Source organism: Parahaliea maris (assembly GCF_008064665.1).
Lineage (GTDB): Bacteria > Pseudomonadota > Gammaproteobacteria > Pseudomonadales > Halieaceae > Parahaliea > Parahaliea maris.
In genome coordinates this window covers 59,194-75,237 of sequence record NZ_VRZA01000010.1, presented here as the reverse complement: position 1 = coordinate 75,237, position 16,044 = coordinate 59,194, and the positions used below count along the sequence as shown (strand labels likewise).

Sequence of the window (16,044 nt, the reverse complement as noted above, 5' to 3'; positions counted from 1 at the left end):
AGTCCCTGCACTAGACTCTCAAGTGTAGTGATTCCATAGTGATGTAGAAGGTGCAGTATGAAACGGCGTGACGAAGGCAAAGCAAGTCTGGTGGACTTTCTTCGCAGCATCAAATTCGCTCATGAAGGCGGCGCGCGTAATGCGCACGATTGCAGTACGCATTTTGCTGATTTCGAGCAGCGGGCCCGCACCCGGCGCCAGTACAACCAGGAAGACGCCGAGCTGATCCGCAGCGCCAACTAGGCTCAAACCTGTCTCTAGCGACCCACAGCCTGCTGGCGGGTCGCCATCGCCCCACGGAGCACCGTCGTGTTCCGTGCTAAAATTCGCGGCACCCTGAAATCACCCAAGCAACCATCTCAGTAACAAGGCCTGCCCGTGACTGACGCCCGCGACAATATCTACGCCGAGCCGCTGGAGCCCGGCCTGTTCCGCTTTGATGACAAGGTCGCCTCGGTCTTTCCAGACATGATCAAGCGGTCCGTTCCGGGCTACAGCACCATCATCGCCATGACCGGCCTGCTGGCCGGCCGCTATGCCAGCGCGGGGAGCAAACTCTACGACCTGGGGTGTTCGCTGGGGGCCTCGACCCTGTCCATGCGCCAGAACGTCCACCACAGCGACTGTGAAATCATTGGCGTCGACAACTCCGAAGCCATGCTCGAGCGCTGCCGCACCGTCATTGACACCGACAGCCACGAAACACCCGTCACCCTGACCTGTGCGGACCTGCAGGACGTTGCCATTGAGGATGCCTCCGTGGTAGTGCTGAACTTCACCCTGCAGTTCATCGCCAGGGAGGATCGCGATGCAGTGATCAGGCGCATCTGCGACGGTTTGCGACCGGGCGGCATCATGGTGCTGTCGGAAAAGGTTACTTTCGAGGACCCCCACCTCGACGAACTGAACATAGACCTGCATCACAACTTCAAGCGTGCCAACGGTTACAGCGACCTGGAAATCGCCCAGAAGCGCCAGGCCCTGGAGAATTACCTGCGTCCGGAAACGCTGGCGGAACACAAACAGCGCATCGCCAATGCCGGCTTTGGCAGTTGTGATGTCTGGTTCCAGTGCTTCAACTTCGCCTCACTCGTAGCCCTGAAATAAGCCTTGCCCATGGACTACAGGCCACTGATTGATCACTGGCAGCAGGGCGAACTGGCGCCCTGGGCAGCACTCCTCGAGGAGCAGATTGCCACCGGCCTCTCCCTCAAGCGCTACGGCGACCTGCCGCGCTGGCTGGAGGTGCTCGCTTCCCTGCCCGACCTGCCCGCCTCCACCCGCCATCTGGATACCTCCCGGGTGGGCGCGGATTGTGATCCGCCACTCGACCCACAACAGCGCGACGCACTGCGTGACAAACTCCAGGGCCTGCACCCCTGGCGCAAGGGCCCATTCGAATTGTTCGGTGTGCACATCGACACCGAATGGCGCTCAGACTGGAAGTGGGACCGCATCGCCCCGCACATCGACGACCTCGGGGGCCGGCGAATTCTCGATGTTGGCTGCGGCAGTGGCTACCACTGCTGGCGGATGGCTGGCGCCGGCGCAACGGAAGTGATCGGTATCGACCCAACCCCCCTGTTTGTCGTCCAGTTCTGGGCCCTGCAGAAATATCTCCAGCAAACGGGCGTCTGGGTGCTGCCACTGGGTATCGAGCACGTCCCCCCCAGGCTGAAAGCCTTCGATACCGTGTTCTCCATGGGGGTGCTCTATCATCGCCGCTCCCCCATGGACCACCTGCAGGAACTGCGCGACTGCCTGCGGCCCGGCGGCCAGCTGGTGCTGGAAACGCTGGTCATCGAGGGAGGGCCGGGCGCCACCCTGGTTCCCGAGGGGCGCTATGCGAGAATGGGGAATGTGTGGTTTCTTCCCAGCGTGGACACACTGCTGTCCTGGTTGCGAAAAACCGGGTTCAGTGAACCGGCCCTTGTCGATGTCTCCGTCACCAGCACCGAAGAACAACGCACCACAGAATGGATGCGCTTCCACTCGCTGGAAAATTTCCTCGATCCGGAAAACAGCGCACGCACCATCGAGGGCTACCCTGCCCCATGTCGCGCAGTGATCACCGCCAAGGTGCCCGGTTGACGATTTACTACCGCCAAAGGGGTTTTCTGACATGGCATTGAACAAGGGCGTCCGTACAGGCCTGTTTTTTGGCACCACTTCGGGCGTCATCACACCCTCGGGGCTACTGGTCGGCCTGGCCGCGGGTACCGGTTCCGCCAGCACGGTCATCAGCGGCATCCTCATCGTCGCGATTGCCGACTCCCTGTCCGATGCCCTGGGCATTCACCTGTCGGAGGAGTCCAATGCCCACAACAGCGCGACCCATGTGTGGACCGCGACAGTGGCGACCTTCATCAGCAAACTCCTGGTGGCCCTGACCTTTGTCGTGCCCTTCCTCGTGCTACCGCTGCAGAGCGCCATTGTGGCCGCACTGGTGTGGGCAGTGTTGTTGTTGTCACTGATGAGTTGGCAAATAGCGCGCATGCAGCAGACCCGCGCACTGCCGGTCATAGGCGAACACCTGGCGGTGGCGACTGCGGTCATCGTCGCCTCTCACTTTGTCGGGCAATGGATCGGCAGAGTAACGGGCTGAGGGATGAAGCAGGTCTACGCCCACCCCCAACTCATGATGGTAAGCCAGATGCGCAGCCTGCTGGATCAGGCCGGCATTGCCAGCCAGATACGCAATGAGTACGCCGCGGGTGCAGCGGGGGAACTGGCGCCGATCGATACCTGGCCGGAGCTCTGGGTGGAACGCGACGCCGACACCCCACGGGCGAAAGACCTTATCGCAGAACTCCTGACCCGCCAGGACCAACCCGACTGGCACTGCAAACACTGTGGCAATGACAGCCCTGCCAGCTTCGACTTCTGCTGGCAATGTGGCACCAATAGCTCCCGCGCATAGTACGCGCTACAGGATCTGGATCGCCTTGTAGGCCAGCATGGAGGAGTCCCACTGGCGCTCTACTTCAAACTGGTAATCGCTGTAATCGTCGCCGAATACACCGTCCCACTCGTTGTCCGTGTCCTTGGCGTAACCCGTGTACTCCGCGTGATTCAGGTAGATTTCGTTGGCCAGGCTGTCGTCGAAACAGAACTGGGAGACCAGAGCTTCGCTGCTATTGCGCACTACCTTGAAATGAATGTGCGTGGTACGGCTGGCGTACCAACCGGGAAAACAGCACTTGAAGTACACCAGCCCGTTGCTGTCGGTGGTCTGCACTCCGCGGAACCAGCGGGAGCCGAGGGCGGCCTGGTCGCCGGCGGTGCAGTAGCCGCTGTTGAAACTACGGGTATTGCTGCTGCCATCGGTATTCCCTGAGTACAGGCCCTCCCAGTTTACAAACCATACCTCGATGTCGGCGCCCGCGATGGGCTCACAGTACTGGTCGACCAGTTTCAGCACGAGTGCCATGGGCACCCCTGGCTCGCCTTCGGAGATATCCTGCTGGTAATCATCCACATCGAAGTAGCAGGGCCCGAGGGTGTAGTCACTGGTCAGTGTGCAGGGGTTGCCAAGCCCGCTTGCGAAGGGGTCCGCCGGAGGAAAATCCGCCTCCATCGCCGCCGTGCCTCCGGCGCTCCAGTCGGAGTCTCCGGTGCTAGTATCACTGCTATCGCTGTCCTGATCTTCGAGGATGGTGCCGGTATCGGTTTCATCAGTGCTTGTGCTCCCGGAGTTGCTGCCACTGCTGCCACCCCCACAGCCGGGAAGGGAGAGGAAAGGCGCGAGTGACAGCGAGGCACTCATACCCAGCAACAGTTTACGGCGGTTGAGGTGAGGGGGCGGGGTTTTCATGGTAGTCCGGAGTCCTGGTCGAATAACTGGACTCAATGCTACGCCGGTCAATTATACGGAAAAGACGAGGCCGGTTAATAAAGGTAAAGAACTGTTAGCGGCCACCCCGGAGCCGCTCCGATTGCCGGGGATTGTCCAGCGCGACTAGCGCTCCAGGTAAATCGCCCCGTCACCCTCCTCGGCGGCAATATCGTCCGGATTGCGCAGGCGGCACTGCTGCAGCGACAGGCAGCCGCAGCCAATACAGCCATCCAGCTGGTCGCGCAACTTCTCCAGTTGGTCGATCCGCGCCTGCAACTGGCCACGCCAGCGACTGGAGAGCCGTTTCCAATCCGCCTTGGTAGGGGTTCTGTCTGCGGGCAGGGTCTCCATGGCAGCAGCTATTTCCGCCAGCGACAAACCGAGACGCTGAGCCGTTTTGATGACCGCGATTCGCCGCAATACACCCTGGCGGTAACGGCGCTGGTTACCGTTATTGCGCCAACTGCTGATGAGACCCCGATTCTCGTAAAAGTGCAATGTAGCCACCGATACGCCGGCCCGCTCAGCGACTTTGCCCACACTGAGGCCTTCACTTTCCACCATCGCAATACTCCTTGACCTTAAGTTAACTTGAGGTTTTACACTAGCTGAAAATTCAAATCAAACCGACAGGGAGAAGACGATGAACAAGCCAGAAAAGCACAATTGCGAGCGGAAGGAAAAACCGGAAACGATGACTGCGAGCGCATACCACAGGTGGCTGCACAGCCTCGCCGAATCACTGCGCAACCTGCATACCTTGCGCTAGGTTGCGCTCACACCAGGTTGGATAGTGCCAGAGGGACCTGCCAACCCTCCGGCGCAAGACACTGCCTACGGCCTAGTGCAGCGATTTATCACGGCGATGTTCGTGGAATACGTACTCGAACACCTCGCGGTAACTGCGGGCAAAGTGCACGTTGATGCCCTCGCGCAGGTAGTCGGGCAACTCCTCGAAGTCCCGCTTGTTGGCGTTGGGCAGGATGAGTTCCATGATCTTGCTGCGCCGGGCGGCGATGACCTTTTCCCGAATCCCCCCCACGGCCAGCACCTGCCCCGTGAGAGTCAGTTCACCGGTCATGGCCAGGGGGCGCTTGATCCGCTCCTTGCGCGCCAGTGAAATCAGCGCTGTCGCCATGGTGATGCCGGCGCTGGGGCCGTCCTTGGGCGTAGCCCCCTCCGGCACGTGCAGGTGGACCATGCTCATGTCGAAGAAGTCCAGGTCACAGCCGTAATCACTGAGGTGCGCGATCACGTAGCTGTAGGCTATTTCCGCCGACTCCTTCATGACCTCACCCAGTTTGCCGGTGGTCTTGAAGCCGCGATTCAGGGTGTGGATCTGGGAGGACTCGATAGCCAGGGTCGCGCCGCCCATCGCCGTCCACGCCAGACCGGTGGCCACACCCACGCCGCGCAGGGGCTTCTCCTGGGCAAAGGGCGGCTTGCCCAGCAGTTCCTCGATATCCTTCTTGCCCACCCGCATTTTCTGTTCACTGCTGTCGAGCATGTGCACGATGCTCTTGCGCATGATGCGGGACAGCTGTTTCTCGAGATTACGCACACCGGCCTCGCGGCAGTAGGACTCGATCACGTACTTTAGCGCCGGGTCGTTGATCTTGAGCTGGTCATCGCTGAGGCCGTGACGCTCCAGCTGCTTGGGCCACAGGTGGTTGCGGGCGATGGCCAGTTTCTCCTCCGCCACATAGCCGGCCAGACGAATGATTTCCATGCGGTCCAGCAGCGGCCCGGGAATGGTATCCAGCTGGTTGGCGGTACACACGAACAGCACCTTCGACAGGTCGACGCGCAGGTCGAGGTAATGGTCGAGAAACTCGCTGTTCTGTTCCGGGTCCAGCACCTCCAGCAGCGCCGAGGCGGGATCCCCCTGGTAGGAGGCGCCAATCTTGTCGATCTCATCCAGCATGATCACCGGATTGGACACCTCCACATCCTTCAGGGCCTGGATCAACTTGCCGGGCATGGCGCCGATATAGGTGCGCCGATGCCCCTTGATTTCGGCCTCGTCGCGCATGCCGCCAAGACTGAAGCGATAGAACTTGCGCCCCAGGGCGTCCGCCACCGAACGCCCGATACTGGTCTTGCCCACTCCCGGCGGGCCTACCAGTAGCAGGATGGAACCGGCAATCTCTCCCCGGAAGGCACCTACCGCGAGGAACTCCAGAATCCGGTCTTTCACGTCCTCCAGCCCCGAGTGCTGCTCGTCGAGCACCCCGCGGGCGTGACCCAGCTCGAGATTGTCCGGTGAGTTCACCCCCCAGGGCACCTGGGTCGCCCAGTCGAGATAGTTGCGGGTCACCCCGTATTCCGGCGAGCCGGTCTCGAGCACGGACAGCTTGTCGAGTTCTTCCTCGATCCGCTCCCTGGCCGCCGCCGGCAGTATCATGTCGGCGATTCGCTCGCGAAACAGCTCCACGTCTGAGGTCCGGTCGTCCTTGGAGATACCGAGTTCTTTCTGAATCACCTTGAGCTGTTCGCGCAGGAAAAACTCGCGCTGTTGCTCGGACACTTTCTCGTTCACCTGGCTGGTGATCTTGCCCTGCAGTTCAGCCACCTCGCGCTCCTTGCGCAGCAGGGTCAGGCACTTGTCCATGCGCGACAGCAGGGGCAGCGTGTCCAGGATCTCCTGCAGCTCCTCCCCCGAGGCCGAGGTCAGCGCGGCGGAGAAGTCCGCCAGCAGGCTCGGCTGGTTGGGGTTGAAGTTGGACATGTATTGCTTGAGCTCCTCGCTGTACAGCGGGTTCAGCGGCAGCAGTTCCTTGATCTGCTGCAGCAGCGCCATCGCGTAGGCCTTGACCTCGTCGCTGTCGCGATCACCCTGGCTTTTGGGGTACTCCACCTGGACCAGGTACGGCGGCTTGTCATTGAGCCAGCGCACGATGCGAAAGCGTTTCAGGCCCTGGGCCAGGAACTGGCCAGGCGCCGCGCCACTGCCCTCCGGAGCCTGGTGCAGACGCACCACGCAGCCGATGTCGGGGAACTGGCGGGGGGTCAGCGAACTGGTGTCGGGCTGGTTGACGTAACTGAGTCCGATCACGTTGGTATTGGCCTTGGCCACCGCTTTCAGGGTATCGCCCCAGTCCTTTGGATTGATCGCCACCGGCTGCACCTGGCCGGGGAAAAACGGCCGCACAGGGTTGGGAATGAGGTAGAGCGTTTCCGGCAGCATATCGTCTGCCACCGCAGGAGCGTGCTGGCCCGGTGACTCCTCATAGGAGACCGAGATTTCTTCTGTACCACCGTTTCCTGTTTCTTCCATGCCTGAGGCTGCCTTGTCGTTGTCGTTGTCGTTAACGGAGTGGTTGCGGGACTTACTTGCGGGAATATGCCAACTAATATGGGCCTGCAGCCGGCAAATTCAAGCCACCGGGCTCTGCACGCGTTCTCTGGACGCCATGCAGGCGCTATACTTTCAGGTCCATTCCGCGGGCGGCCCGGCCGCCCACAGCACAACACAGGAGCACAGGGTGCATATTGAACAGGCCTCCGAGAGCGAGCTGAAAACCAGGCTCGAGGAACTCTACGCCAGCTACGACCAACTCGCCGAGCGCAAGCTGGCACTGGACCTTACCCGCGGCAAGCCCGGCGTTGAGCAGGTCTCCCTGTCCGACAGCCTCGACGGCGTGCTGGCCGGCGACTACCGCGCCGCCGACGGTACCGACGTCCGCAACTACGGCGGCCTCGACGGCCTGGCGGAAGCCCGCGCCCTGTTTGGCGCCCTGATCGGCACCACTCCGGAAGAGACCCTGGTCGGCGGCAATAGCAGCCTCACCCTGATGTACCAGGTGGTTGACTTTGCCATGAACGAGGGCCTGCGCGGCGAAGACACCGCCTGGGCGCTCAACGACAGCATCAAGTTCCTATGCCCCGTACCCGGCTACGACCGCCACTTCTCCATCTGCGAGTACATGCACATCGAGATGATTCCGGTGCCGCTGCTGGAGTCCGGCCCGGACATGGACGAGGTGGAGAAACTGGTCAAGGCGGACCCGTCCATCAAGGGCATCTGGTGCGTCCCCCGCTTCAGCAACCCCACCGGCACCGTCTACAGCGACGACACGGTCGAGCGCATCGCCAGGCTCCCACAGATCGCCGGTGACCACTTCATCGTGATGTGGGACAACGCCTACGCGGTACACACCCTCTACGACGACGCCCCCGCACTGGCCCCGATCAGCGAATACTGCCGCAAGTACGACACCATGGACGGCGTGTTCCAGTTCGGCTCTACCTCGAAGATCACCTTCGCCGGCGCCGGCGTGTCCTTCATCGGCAGCAGCGAACGCAACCTCTCCACCCTCAAGGCCCACCTGGCCTTCCAGACCATCGGCCCGGACAAGGTCAACCAGCTGCGCCACGTGCGCTTCCTGAAGGACAGCGCGGGTGTAACCGAGCATATGGAGAAGCACGCGGCACTGATTCGCCCCCGCTTCGAGGCGGTGCTGGATACGCTGGACCGGGAACTTGGCGGCACTGGCATGGGCGAGTGGACGGCACCCCGTGGCGGCTACTTTGTCTCTTTCGACACCCGCCCGGGCCTGGCCCAGGAGGTGGTGGACCTGGCGGGTAATATCGGCGTGAAGCTGACCCCGGCGGGCGCGACGTTCCCCTACGGCAAGGACGAAGCCGATCGCAATATTCGTCTGGCGCCGACTTTCCCCTCGGCGGCGGATGTGCAGGCGAGTGTGGATGCCTTTGTGGTGTGCGTGAAGCTGGCGAGTGTGAAGCAGCGGCTGGCGGAATTGGAGGGCTGAACCTCCTCTATTATTGAACGCAGCACTGATTCACTGTGCTGCGCTTCACGCTCGAGAACTCTGCTTAGCCCACGAACTTGTTAGAAGGTGGCTCTGCTCACGTCTGGTGGCGGTGCGGCCACCGCGTAGCCCCTGCCCGGACACGCCGTGAACCCGTCCATGGGGGCTTCTCTGCGACATCCATGTCGCAGAAAGTCCGGGCAGGGGCTACCCGATGTCCACACCTGCGATTCAAGCGACGGGACTTCGCACGAGCAAATTTCCCAATCGACAGGGGCAGTTTCGAAGTATTGCGCGTTGACTGAAGGGCCGCGGACCGGAGGGCCCCGAAGAGACCGTCAGCGGCCATGGATGGCCCGGGCCGCGATCGGACTGTCGAGCGCACATGGACGTGCTTGTAGCGTGTCGCGGAGGGGCCCTGCGGTTCGCGGGCCGCCACTCAAGCTAATTCGGAGTACCTGAACACCACGCAGCGGGGTTAAAAAGAACTCAGTCCTCGCTCTGCTGCCCCGGCAGATTGGCCCCTGGAAACGGGAAGCTGGTGATATTGCCCTCGCGGGGCGTGTTCTCGGAAACCTTGGCTGAACCCTCTTTTTCCACCTCGTCGATGCGAATCACCGACTGCAGCGGAATATAGCTGCGCTTTACCCCGTTGAACTCGTTCTTCAGCTTCTCTTCACTGGGGTCCACCACAATCTGCGAGCGCTCGCCGAAGATAAACTCCTCGATCTCGATAAAGCCCCACATATCACTCTGGTAGATCTGGCGCGCGAACACCTCGAACACCTGCGAACCGTTCTGGAAGATCACCTTGTAGACGGGTTGGTTTGCCATGCTTTCCTCTAAGTGGGCCGACACAATGGCGGCCGCGTGGTTAGTCCCTGGCACCCGGCACAGCAGGCCGAAATTCAGGGGCGGGCAATGTTACCACCCTGCCCACGAATTTCCAGTGTTGAAGCCGCATAAACACTGGGTTTTGCCACCCTGAATCTGTATAATCCGCTGCCCTTTGAAACCCCCGGATTCGCCGCCGCGAGCGGCCAGTGACGTGAGCAAGAAGCTTTACATCAAAACACACGGTTGCCAGATGAACGAGTACGACTCCGCGCGGATGCGCGATCTGCTCGAGGCAAGCCATGGCCTGACCCCCACCGACAACCCGGAGGAGGCCGACGTATTGCTGCTAAACACTTGTTCCATAAGGGAAAAAGCCCAGGAGAAGGTATTCCACCAACTGGGCCGCTGGAAGCACCTGAAGCAGAAGAACCCGGACCTCATCATCGGTGTGGGTGGCTGCGTGGCCAGCCAGGAAGGCGAGGAAATCGGCAAGCGGGCCCCCTATGTGGACCTGGTATTCGGCCCCCAGACCCTGCACCGCCTCCCGGACATGATGCAGAGCCGGGCCGCCAACGCCGGCTCCGGTCCCGGTGGCACCCTGGTAGTGGATGTCAGCTTCCCGGAAATCGAGAAATTCGACCGCCTGCCGGAACCCAAGGTGGAAGGCCCCACCGCCTTTGTCTCCATTATGGAGGGCTGCAGTAAGTACTGTACCTTCTGCGTGGTGCCCTATACCCGCGGCGAGGAGGTTTCCCGCCCGCTGGACGACGTGATCGCCGAAATCGCCCACCTGGCGGCCGGCGGGGTGCGTGAAGTGAACCTGCTGGGCCAGAACGTGAACGCCTACCGCGGTGAGAACCACCTCGGGGAGATCGTCGATTTCGCCGAGTTGCTGCACTTCGTGGCGCGCATTCCGGGCATCGAGCGGATCCGCTACACCACCTCCCACCCGGTGGAATTCTCCGACGCCCTGATCGAGGCCTACGCCGAGATTCCCCAACTGGTGGATCACCTGCACCTGCCGGTGCAGAGCGGTTCGGACCGCATCCTGATGGCCATGAAGCGCGGCCACACGGCGCTGGAGTACAAGTCCAAGATCCGCCGTTTGCGCAAGATCCGCCCGGATATCAGTATTTCCTCGGACTTTATCATCGGTTTCCCCGGAGAAAGCGAAGCAGACTTCGCTGCCACCATGAAACTGGTCGAAGAAATCGGATTCGACACGTCCTTCAGCTTTGTCTACAGCGCGCGCCCCGGCACCCCCGCCTCGGACCTGCCAGACGACACCGATGAGGACACCAAGAAGCAGCGCCTGCAGATTCTGCAGACCCGCATCAACCAGCACGCCCAGGAAATCAGCCGGCGCATGGTGGGCAAAACCCACCGGGTACTGGTGACCGGCGTGTCCAAAAAGGACCCCGGGCAGCTCCAGGGCCGCACTGAAAACAACCGGGTGGTCAATTTCGCCTGTGCAGACCTGAGCCTGATCGGTGAATTTGCCGACATCCTGGTCCATGAGGCCCTGCCCAACTCCCTGCGCGGTGAGTTGCAACCGGCCTGAAACAGTCCCGGGACTGTTTTCAGACAAGGTTGACTGAGCCAGATTCCGGTATATCCTTTGAATTTCAATCCCTTGCCATCCTTGGCCGACTAACGATTTGAACAGCGAATCCCCGACGCCGTCCCCTGCGACCGCATCGACACAGCAAAGCCTCACCCTGGAACCCAATGACCCGCGCCATCTGGCCCTGCTTTGCGGCCAGCTGGACAGTCACCTGCGCCAGATCGAAAAGCGCCTGGGCATCACCATCCACAACCGGGGCAACCAGTTCCAGCTCACAGGCCAGGCCAGCAATGTGGCCGCTGCAAAAAACCTGTTGATTCACCTGTACGCCGAGGTGTGCCAGGGCGTGGGCCTGTCGCCGGAGTCACTGCACCTGCACCTGCAGCAATCGGGGCTCGAGCACCTGGCGGAAAACGCCGAGACGCCGGTGGAGGCCATCCAGGTCATCCGCACCAAGCGGGCGTCGGTCAAACCCCGGGGCAAGAACCAGCAGAGCTATGTGCGCACCATCAAGCTGTGCGACATCAACTTCGGCATTGGTCCCGCCGGTACCGGTAAAACCTTCCTGGCGGTGGCCTGCGCCGTCGAGGCCCTGCTGGAAGAGCGGGTACGCCGTATCCTGCTGGTGCGCCCGGCAGTCGAGGCCGGGGAGAAACTGGGCTTCCTGCCCGGCGACCTGACCCAGAAGATCGACCCCTACCTGCGCCCCCTGTACGACGCCCTGTACGAGATGCTCGGCTTCGAGACCGTGAACAAGTACATCGAGCGCAACATCATCGAGGTGGCCCCACTGGCGTTCATGCGCGGCCGCACCCTGAACAATTCTTTCATCATCCTCGATGAAGCCCAGAACACCACCCGGGAGCAGATGAAAATGTTCCTGACCCGGATCGGTTTCGGTTCCACCGCGGTGATCACCGGCGATGCCACCCAGATCGACCTGCCCCGGGGCACCCAGAGCGGACTGACCCACGTCAGCAATATCCTGCACGAGGTGGAGGGCATCGGTTTCACCTGGTTCGGCAACAAGGACGTGGTGCGCCACCCCCTGGTACAGCGTATTGTCGAGGCCTACGACGCCGCCGAAGACAAGGCGACACCGCTCGATGCCGGTCGCGAGAGCAATCGCGATAAAAACCGGGACAAAAGCCGACCGTGACCCTGATCGTGGATATCCAGCGCGCCAGTGCCGAACCCGCACCCGACGAGGACGACATAACAAGCTGGATCGAAGCCGCCCTGGCCGGGCACCGGGAAGGCCAGGACACTGAAATCTCCGTACGCCTGGTGGATCGCGAGGAAATGACCGAACTCAACGGCCAGTATCGCGACAAGCCCAGGCCAACCAACGTGCTGTCGTTCCCCTCTGACCTACCGCCGGAACTCGGCCTGCCCCTGCTCGGTGACATCGTCATCTGCGCGCCCGTGGTCGCCGACGAGGCGGCGGAACAGGGCAAGCCACTGGCGGCCCACTGGGCCCACATGACCGTGCACGGCACGCTGCACCTGCTGGGGTACGACCACATCGAAGACGACGAGGCAGAAGCCATGGAGGCCCTGGAAACCCGGGTCCTGGCCGCCCTCGACATCCCCTGCCCCTACACGGCAGATACGCAAGCCAACAAGCCCGCAGACGCTCTCACCAACACACTCACAGAAGCGCCTGCCAATACCCCCAAGGAGCACAACCCGCGATGAGCGAAGACCGCGACGGCAACGATTCAGGCGACAAGTCCTGGCTCGAGAAAATCGCCCTGCTATTTTCCTCGGATCCCCACAGCCGGAATGACCTCGAAGAGGTCCTGTCGATCGCCGCCGAGAACGAGGTGATCGACGAGGACGCCCGCAGCATCATGGAAGGGGCAATGAAAGTCAGCGGTATGCAGGCCCGGGACATCATGATCCCGCGGGCGCAGATGGTGGTGATCAAGGCGGAGTCCACTCTGGAGGAGCTCCTGCCCCAGATCATTCGCTCGGCCCACTCCCGCTACCCGGTAGTGGGCGACAGCCCGGACGACGTGCTGGGCATCCTGCTGGCCAAGGACCTGCTGCCGCAGATCCTCAGCAAGGACAACAGCGACTTCGAGATCCGCGACCTGCTGCGCCCCACCGTGGTCGTACCCGAGAGCAAGCGCCTCAACGTCCTGCTGCGGGAGTTCCGTGAGAACCGCAACCACATGGCCATCGTGATCGACGAGTACGGCGGCGTGGCGGGCCTGGTCACCATCGAGGATGTGCTGGAAGAGATTGTCGGCGACATCGAGGACGAGACTGACCACGAGGAAGACCAGTTCATCCGCAAGATCTCCGACGAAGACTACTTCATCAAGGCGCTGACGCCGATCGAGGACTTCAACGAGCATTTCAAGACGACCTTCAGCGACGAGGAATTCGACACCATCGGGGGCCTGGTCATCCAGGCCTTCGGTCATATGCCCGCGCGCAACGAGGTCACCACCATCGACAATTTCGAATTCAAGGTAATCAACGCCGACCAGCGCAAGATCCACAGCCTGCGCATGCGGCCGGTGGAAGACTAGCCCGGTGTCCCTGCAGCGCCCCCCAACCGGCCTCGAGCGCTGGCTGGCGCCGCTGTTGTCTGTGCTGGCGGGGGCTCTGGTCACCCTGTCGCTGGCCCCCTACAATTTCTGGCCGGCGGGCATCCTCGCCTGTCTCGCCCTGTGCGCCTTGCTGGGGCGCTGCTCCGGGCGACAGGCACTGTGGCGCGGCTGGCTGTTTGGGCTCGGCTTCTTCGGCACCGGCGTGTCCTGGGTCTATGTCAGCATTCACGTCTACGGCTACGCCTCGATACCGCTGGCGGTCTTCCTGACCGTACTGTTCTGCGCTGGCCTGGCCCTGTTCCATGCCCTCTTCGCCTGGTGTTACGCGCGCTGGATAAGGCCGCTACCGGCCGGCCTCACGCTGGGGTTTCCGGTCCTGTGGGTGCTGTTCGAATGGCTCCGGGGCTGGGTCCTGACGGGCTTCCCCTGGTTGTACCTGGGCTACGCCCACATCGATACCCCGCTGGCTGGCTGGGCGCCGATTACCGGCGTGTTTGGCCTGTCCTTCGCCTGCGCCATCACCGCCTCCAGCCTCTACCTGGCCTGGCGCCGGCGCCGGGCGTCGGCCTGGGCCTCCGCGGCGATCAGCCTCGCCATTACCTGGGCGGGCGGCGCCCTGCTGAAACCGGTGGAGTGGGTCGCCCCCGCCAGCGAATCCAGCCTGCAGGTGGCGCTTTACCAGCCAAACATACCCCAGGAAAAAAAGTGGGACAGGGACTACCTGCCGCATATTCTGCGCCAGTACGGCACCGTCATGGCCCCGCTCTACGGTGCGGATATCGTGGTCTGGCCGGAGTCCGCGGTGCCGCGCTACTACCAGGATATGACGCGCTGGTTTGAGCCAATTGCCAATCGGGCTGCAGAACGGGGTACCACACTGATCAGCGGCGTGCCCTGGCGCGGGAGTGAACCGGGGCGGTACTACAACAGTATCGTTGCGCTCGGCGAGGGCGAGGGTGTCTACCACAAGCAACGCCTGGTGCCCTTCGGAGAGTATGTGCCGCTGGAGGAGTGGTTGCGGGGACTGATCGCCTTCTTCGACCTGCCGATGTCCGGTTTTACCCCCGGCAGCCCCGACCAGGCTGCGCTCCGTGCCGGCCCCTGGCGGGTGGCACCTCTGATTTGCTACGAAATTGTCTACCCACAGCAGGTAGCGCAGGCCTCCCGCGACGCGGACCTGCTGCTGACCATCAGTAACGACAGCTGGTTCGGGGATTCGATCGGACCGCTGCAACACCTGCAGATGGCGCAGCTGCGCGCCCTGGAAAATGGCCGCTACGTCGTGCGCGGCACCAACAACGGTGTTTCCGCGATCATCGACCAGCGCGGCCAACTCCAGGCCCAGAGCGAACAGTTTGTGGAGACCGTGCTGACTGGCGAGGTTCAGGTCATGCTGGGGGAGACCCCCTTCACGCGTTTTGGAGTGACCCCGCTGATCAGCGGCTGCTGGCTGGCCCTGGCGGTGATGTGGCTGTCCAGCTACAGCCCCAGTGAACGGCGCCGGCGCCGGTAATGCAGACCGGCGCGGCTCAGGCGCTCACCACGCGATCGCCCTGCAGGCGCCCTTTCTCCGCCTGCAATTTCAACCAGTTGTAGGCGCGTCCGCCGACACAGGCACCTGTCAGTTCACGGGCAAGCTCGACGGAATCCAGCAAGCCAGCCAGGTCGATACCGGTAGCGAAACCCTCCTGCCCCAACAGCAGCACCACGTCCTCGGTGGCGACATTACCACTGGCGCCGGGCGCAAAGGGGCAGCCTCCAAGGCCGCCAATGGAAGCGTCAAACCGGCGAATGCCGGCTTCCAGCGCGGCATAGACATTGGCGACACCGAAAGCCCGGGTATCGTGGAAGTGGCACACCAGTCGCTCGCTGCCAAAATCGGCCACCGCCTGCTCGCAGAGTGCCCGCACCGCACCGGGCGCTGCGGCACCGATGGTGTCGGCAAGCACGATCGTTTCCGCCCCCGCCTCCAGCAGCTCTGCGCTGAGCCGCAACACCTCGGACATGGGTACCACACCCTCGAAAGGACAGGCCCAGGCGGTGGCCACGTAGGCCTGGACCCGCACGCCTTCGTCCTGCGCCAGGGCGATCACCTCGCGGCTCACCGCCATGGCGTCAGCGGTGCTCATGCGGATGTTTTTTTCGTTCAGGGTATTGCTGGCGGCCACCACCAGGTTGACCGTATCGCAGCCGGTGTCACACGCCAGCTCGTAACCCCGACGGTTCGGAATCAACACCGAAAAATCGGTATCGCCCATCGGCAGGGCTTTGCACACCTCGTCGGTACCCGCCATGGCAGGTACGGCCCTGGGCGAGACAAAGGCACCCACTTCCACGGAGGGAAGCCCTGCTGCACACAGACTGTTGATGAGGCGCACGCGGTCAGCCGGGCTCAGGAGGCGGTCCTGATTCTGCAGGCCATCCCGCGGCCCGACCTCGTTAACGGTGACTCGTTCGGCGCTACTGTTCATCACT

17 protein-coding genes are annotated in these 16,044 nt (G+C 62.3%); 12 read left to right on the top strand and 5 right to left on the bottom strand.

Annotated elements, in window-relative coordinates; genetic code table 11:
* Positions 1 to 57: 57 nt before the first annotated feature.
* The 5 genes from FV139_RS19830 to FV139_RS19810 all read left to right on the top strand — a co-directional run bounded on the left by FV139_RS19830 (position 58) and on the right by FV139_RS19810 (position 2,920).
* Positions 58 to 243 carry a hypothetical protein gene (locus tag FV139_RS19830; protein WP_148070234.1) on the top strand — a complete coding sequence of 62 codons (186 nt, stop codon included), beginning with the start codon at positions 58 to 60 and terminating at the stop codon, positions 241 to 243.
* Between the two features lie 135 nt (positions 244 to 378).
* A complete protein-coding gene (gene cmoA / locus FV139_RS19825; RefSeq protein ID WP_148070233.1) occupies positions 379 to 1,107 on the top strand; it encodes a carboxy-S-adenosyl-L-methionine synthase CmoA in 729 nt (242 codons plus the stop codon).
* A 9-nt stretch (positions 1,108 to 1,116) separates the two neighbouring features.
* Complete coding sequence (gene cmoB / locus FV139_RS19820) at positions 1,117 to 2,091, top strand: tRNA 5-methoxyuridine(34)/uridine 5-oxyacetic acid(34) synthase CmoB (protein ID WP_148070232.1); 975 nt, start codon at positions 1,117 to 1,119, stop codon at positions 2,089 to 2,091.
* A 31-nt stretch (positions 2,092 to 2,122) separates the two neighbouring features.
* Positions 2,123 to 2,605 carry a VIT1/CCC1 transporter family protein gene (locus FV139_RS19815; protein ID WP_213004187.1) on the top strand — a complete coding sequence of 161 codons (483 nt, stop codon included), beginning with the start codon at positions 2,123 to 2,125 and terminating at the stop codon, positions 2,603 to 2,605.
* A 3-nt stretch (positions 2,606 to 2,608) separates the two neighbouring features.
* Positions 2,609 to 2,920, top strand: a complete 312-nt coding sequence (locus tag FV139_RS19810) for a putative signal transducing protein (RefSeq protein ID WP_148070231.1) — start codon at positions 2,609 to 2,611, stop codon at positions 2,918 to 2,920.
* Positions 2,921 to 2,926: 6 nt separating this feature from the next.
* Here the strand turns inward: FV139_RS19810 and FV139_RS19805 are convergent, their stop codons facing one another.
* Together FV139_RS19805 and soxR are read right to left on the bottom strand one after the other, a co-directional pair.
* Positions 2,927 to 3,814, bottom strand: a complete 888-nt coding sequence (locus FV139_RS19805) for a dioxygenase family protein (protein WP_148070230.1) — start codon at positions 3,812 to 3,814, stop codon at positions 2,927 to 2,929.
* A 144-nt stretch (positions 3,815 to 3,958) separates the two neighbouring features.
* Positions 3,959 to 4,399 carry a redox-sensitive transcriptional activator SoxR gene (gene soxR, locus FV139_RS19800; protein ID WP_148070229.1) on the bottom strand — a complete coding sequence of 147 codons (441 nt, stop codon included), beginning with the start codon at positions 4,397 to 4,399 and terminating at the stop codon, positions 3,959 to 3,961.
* Positions 4,400 to 4,478: 79 nt separating this feature from the next.
* On the opposite strand from soxR, the gene FV139_RS21320 reads away from it, so the two are divergent.
* Positions 4,479 to 4,604, top strand: coding sequence for a hypothetical protein (locus FV139_RS21320; protein WP_268939993.1), 126 nt, complete (start codon positions 4,479 to 4,481; stop codon positions 4,602 to 4,604).
* A gap of 72 nt (positions 4,605 to 4,676) precedes the next feature.
* Here the strand turns inward: FV139_RS21320 and lon are convergent, their stop codons facing one another.
* Positions 4,677 to 7,112, bottom strand: coding sequence for an endopeptidase La (gene lon, locus FV139_RS19795; RefSeq protein ID WP_148070228.1), 2,436 nt, complete (start codon positions 7,110 to 7,112; stop codon positions 4,677 to 4,679).
* Positions 7,113 to 7,320: 208 nt separating this feature from the next.
* Between lon and FV139_RS19790 the strand changes: the two genes are divergently transcribed.
* A complete protein-coding gene (locus tag FV139_RS19790) occupies positions 7,321 to 8,607 on the top strand; it encodes an aminotransferase class I/II-fold pyridoxal phosphate-dependent enzyme (RefSeq protein ID WP_148070227.1) in 1,287 nt (428 codons plus the stop codon).
* 489 nt (positions 8,608 to 9,096) lie between these two features.
* Here FV139_RS19790 and FV139_RS19785 read toward each other — a convergent pair whose 3' ends face one another.
* Positions 9,097 to 9,441, bottom strand: coding sequence for a DUF1820 family protein (locus tag FV139_RS19785; RefSeq protein WP_148070226.1), 345 nt, complete (start codon positions 9,439 to 9,441; stop codon positions 9,097 to 9,099).
* A 214-nt stretch (positions 9,442 to 9,655) separates the two neighbouring features.
* Between FV139_RS19785 and miaB the strand changes: the two genes are divergently transcribed.
* From miaB to lnt, 5 genes are all read left to right on the top strand, one after another.
* Positions 9,656 to 11,005, top strand: a complete 1,350-nt coding sequence (gene miaB, locus FV139_RS19780) for a tRNA (N6-isopentenyl adenosine(37)-C2)-methylthiotransferase MiaB (RefSeq protein WP_148070225.1) — start codon at positions 9,656 to 9,658, stop codon at positions 11,003 to 11,005.
* 97 nt (positions 11,006 to 11,102) lie between these two features.
* Positions 11,103 to 12,167 (top strand): PhoH family protein, encoded by a 1,065-nt coding sequence (locus tag FV139_RS19775; RefSeq protein WP_148070224.1) that lies wholly within the window; start codon positions 11,103 to 11,105, stop codon positions 12,165 to 12,167.
* Positions 12,164 to 12,706, top strand: a complete 543-nt coding sequence (gene ybeY / locus FV139_RS19770) for an rRNA maturation RNase YbeY (RefSeq protein ID WP_148070223.1) — start codon at positions 12,164 to 12,166, stop codon at positions 12,704 to 12,706. The genes FV139_RS19775 and ybeY overlap by 4 nt, the downstream gene beginning before the upstream one ends.
* A complete protein-coding gene (locus FV139_RS19765; protein ID WP_148070222.1) occupies positions 12,703 to 13,548 on the top strand; it encodes an HlyC/CorC family transporter in 846 nt (281 codons plus the stop codon). The genes ybeY and FV139_RS19765 overlap by 4 nt, the downstream gene beginning before the upstream one ends.
* 4 nt (positions 13,549 to 13,552) lie before the next feature.
* Complete coding sequence (gene lnt, locus FV139_RS19760) at positions 13,553 to 15,082, top strand: apolipoprotein N-acyltransferase (RefSeq protein ID WP_235898733.1); 1,530 nt, start codon at positions 13,553 to 13,555, stop codon at positions 15,080 to 15,082.
* Between the two features lie 16 nt (positions 15,083 to 15,098).
* Here lnt and FV139_RS19755 read toward each other — a convergent pair whose 3' ends face one another.
* Positions 15,099 to 16,040, bottom strand: a complete 942-nt coding sequence (locus FV139_RS19755) for a hydroxymethylglutaryl-CoA lyase (RefSeq protein ID WP_148070221.1) — start codon at positions 16,038 to 16,040, stop codon at positions 15,099 to 15,101.
* Positions 16,041 to 16,044: the final 4 nt, after the last annotated feature.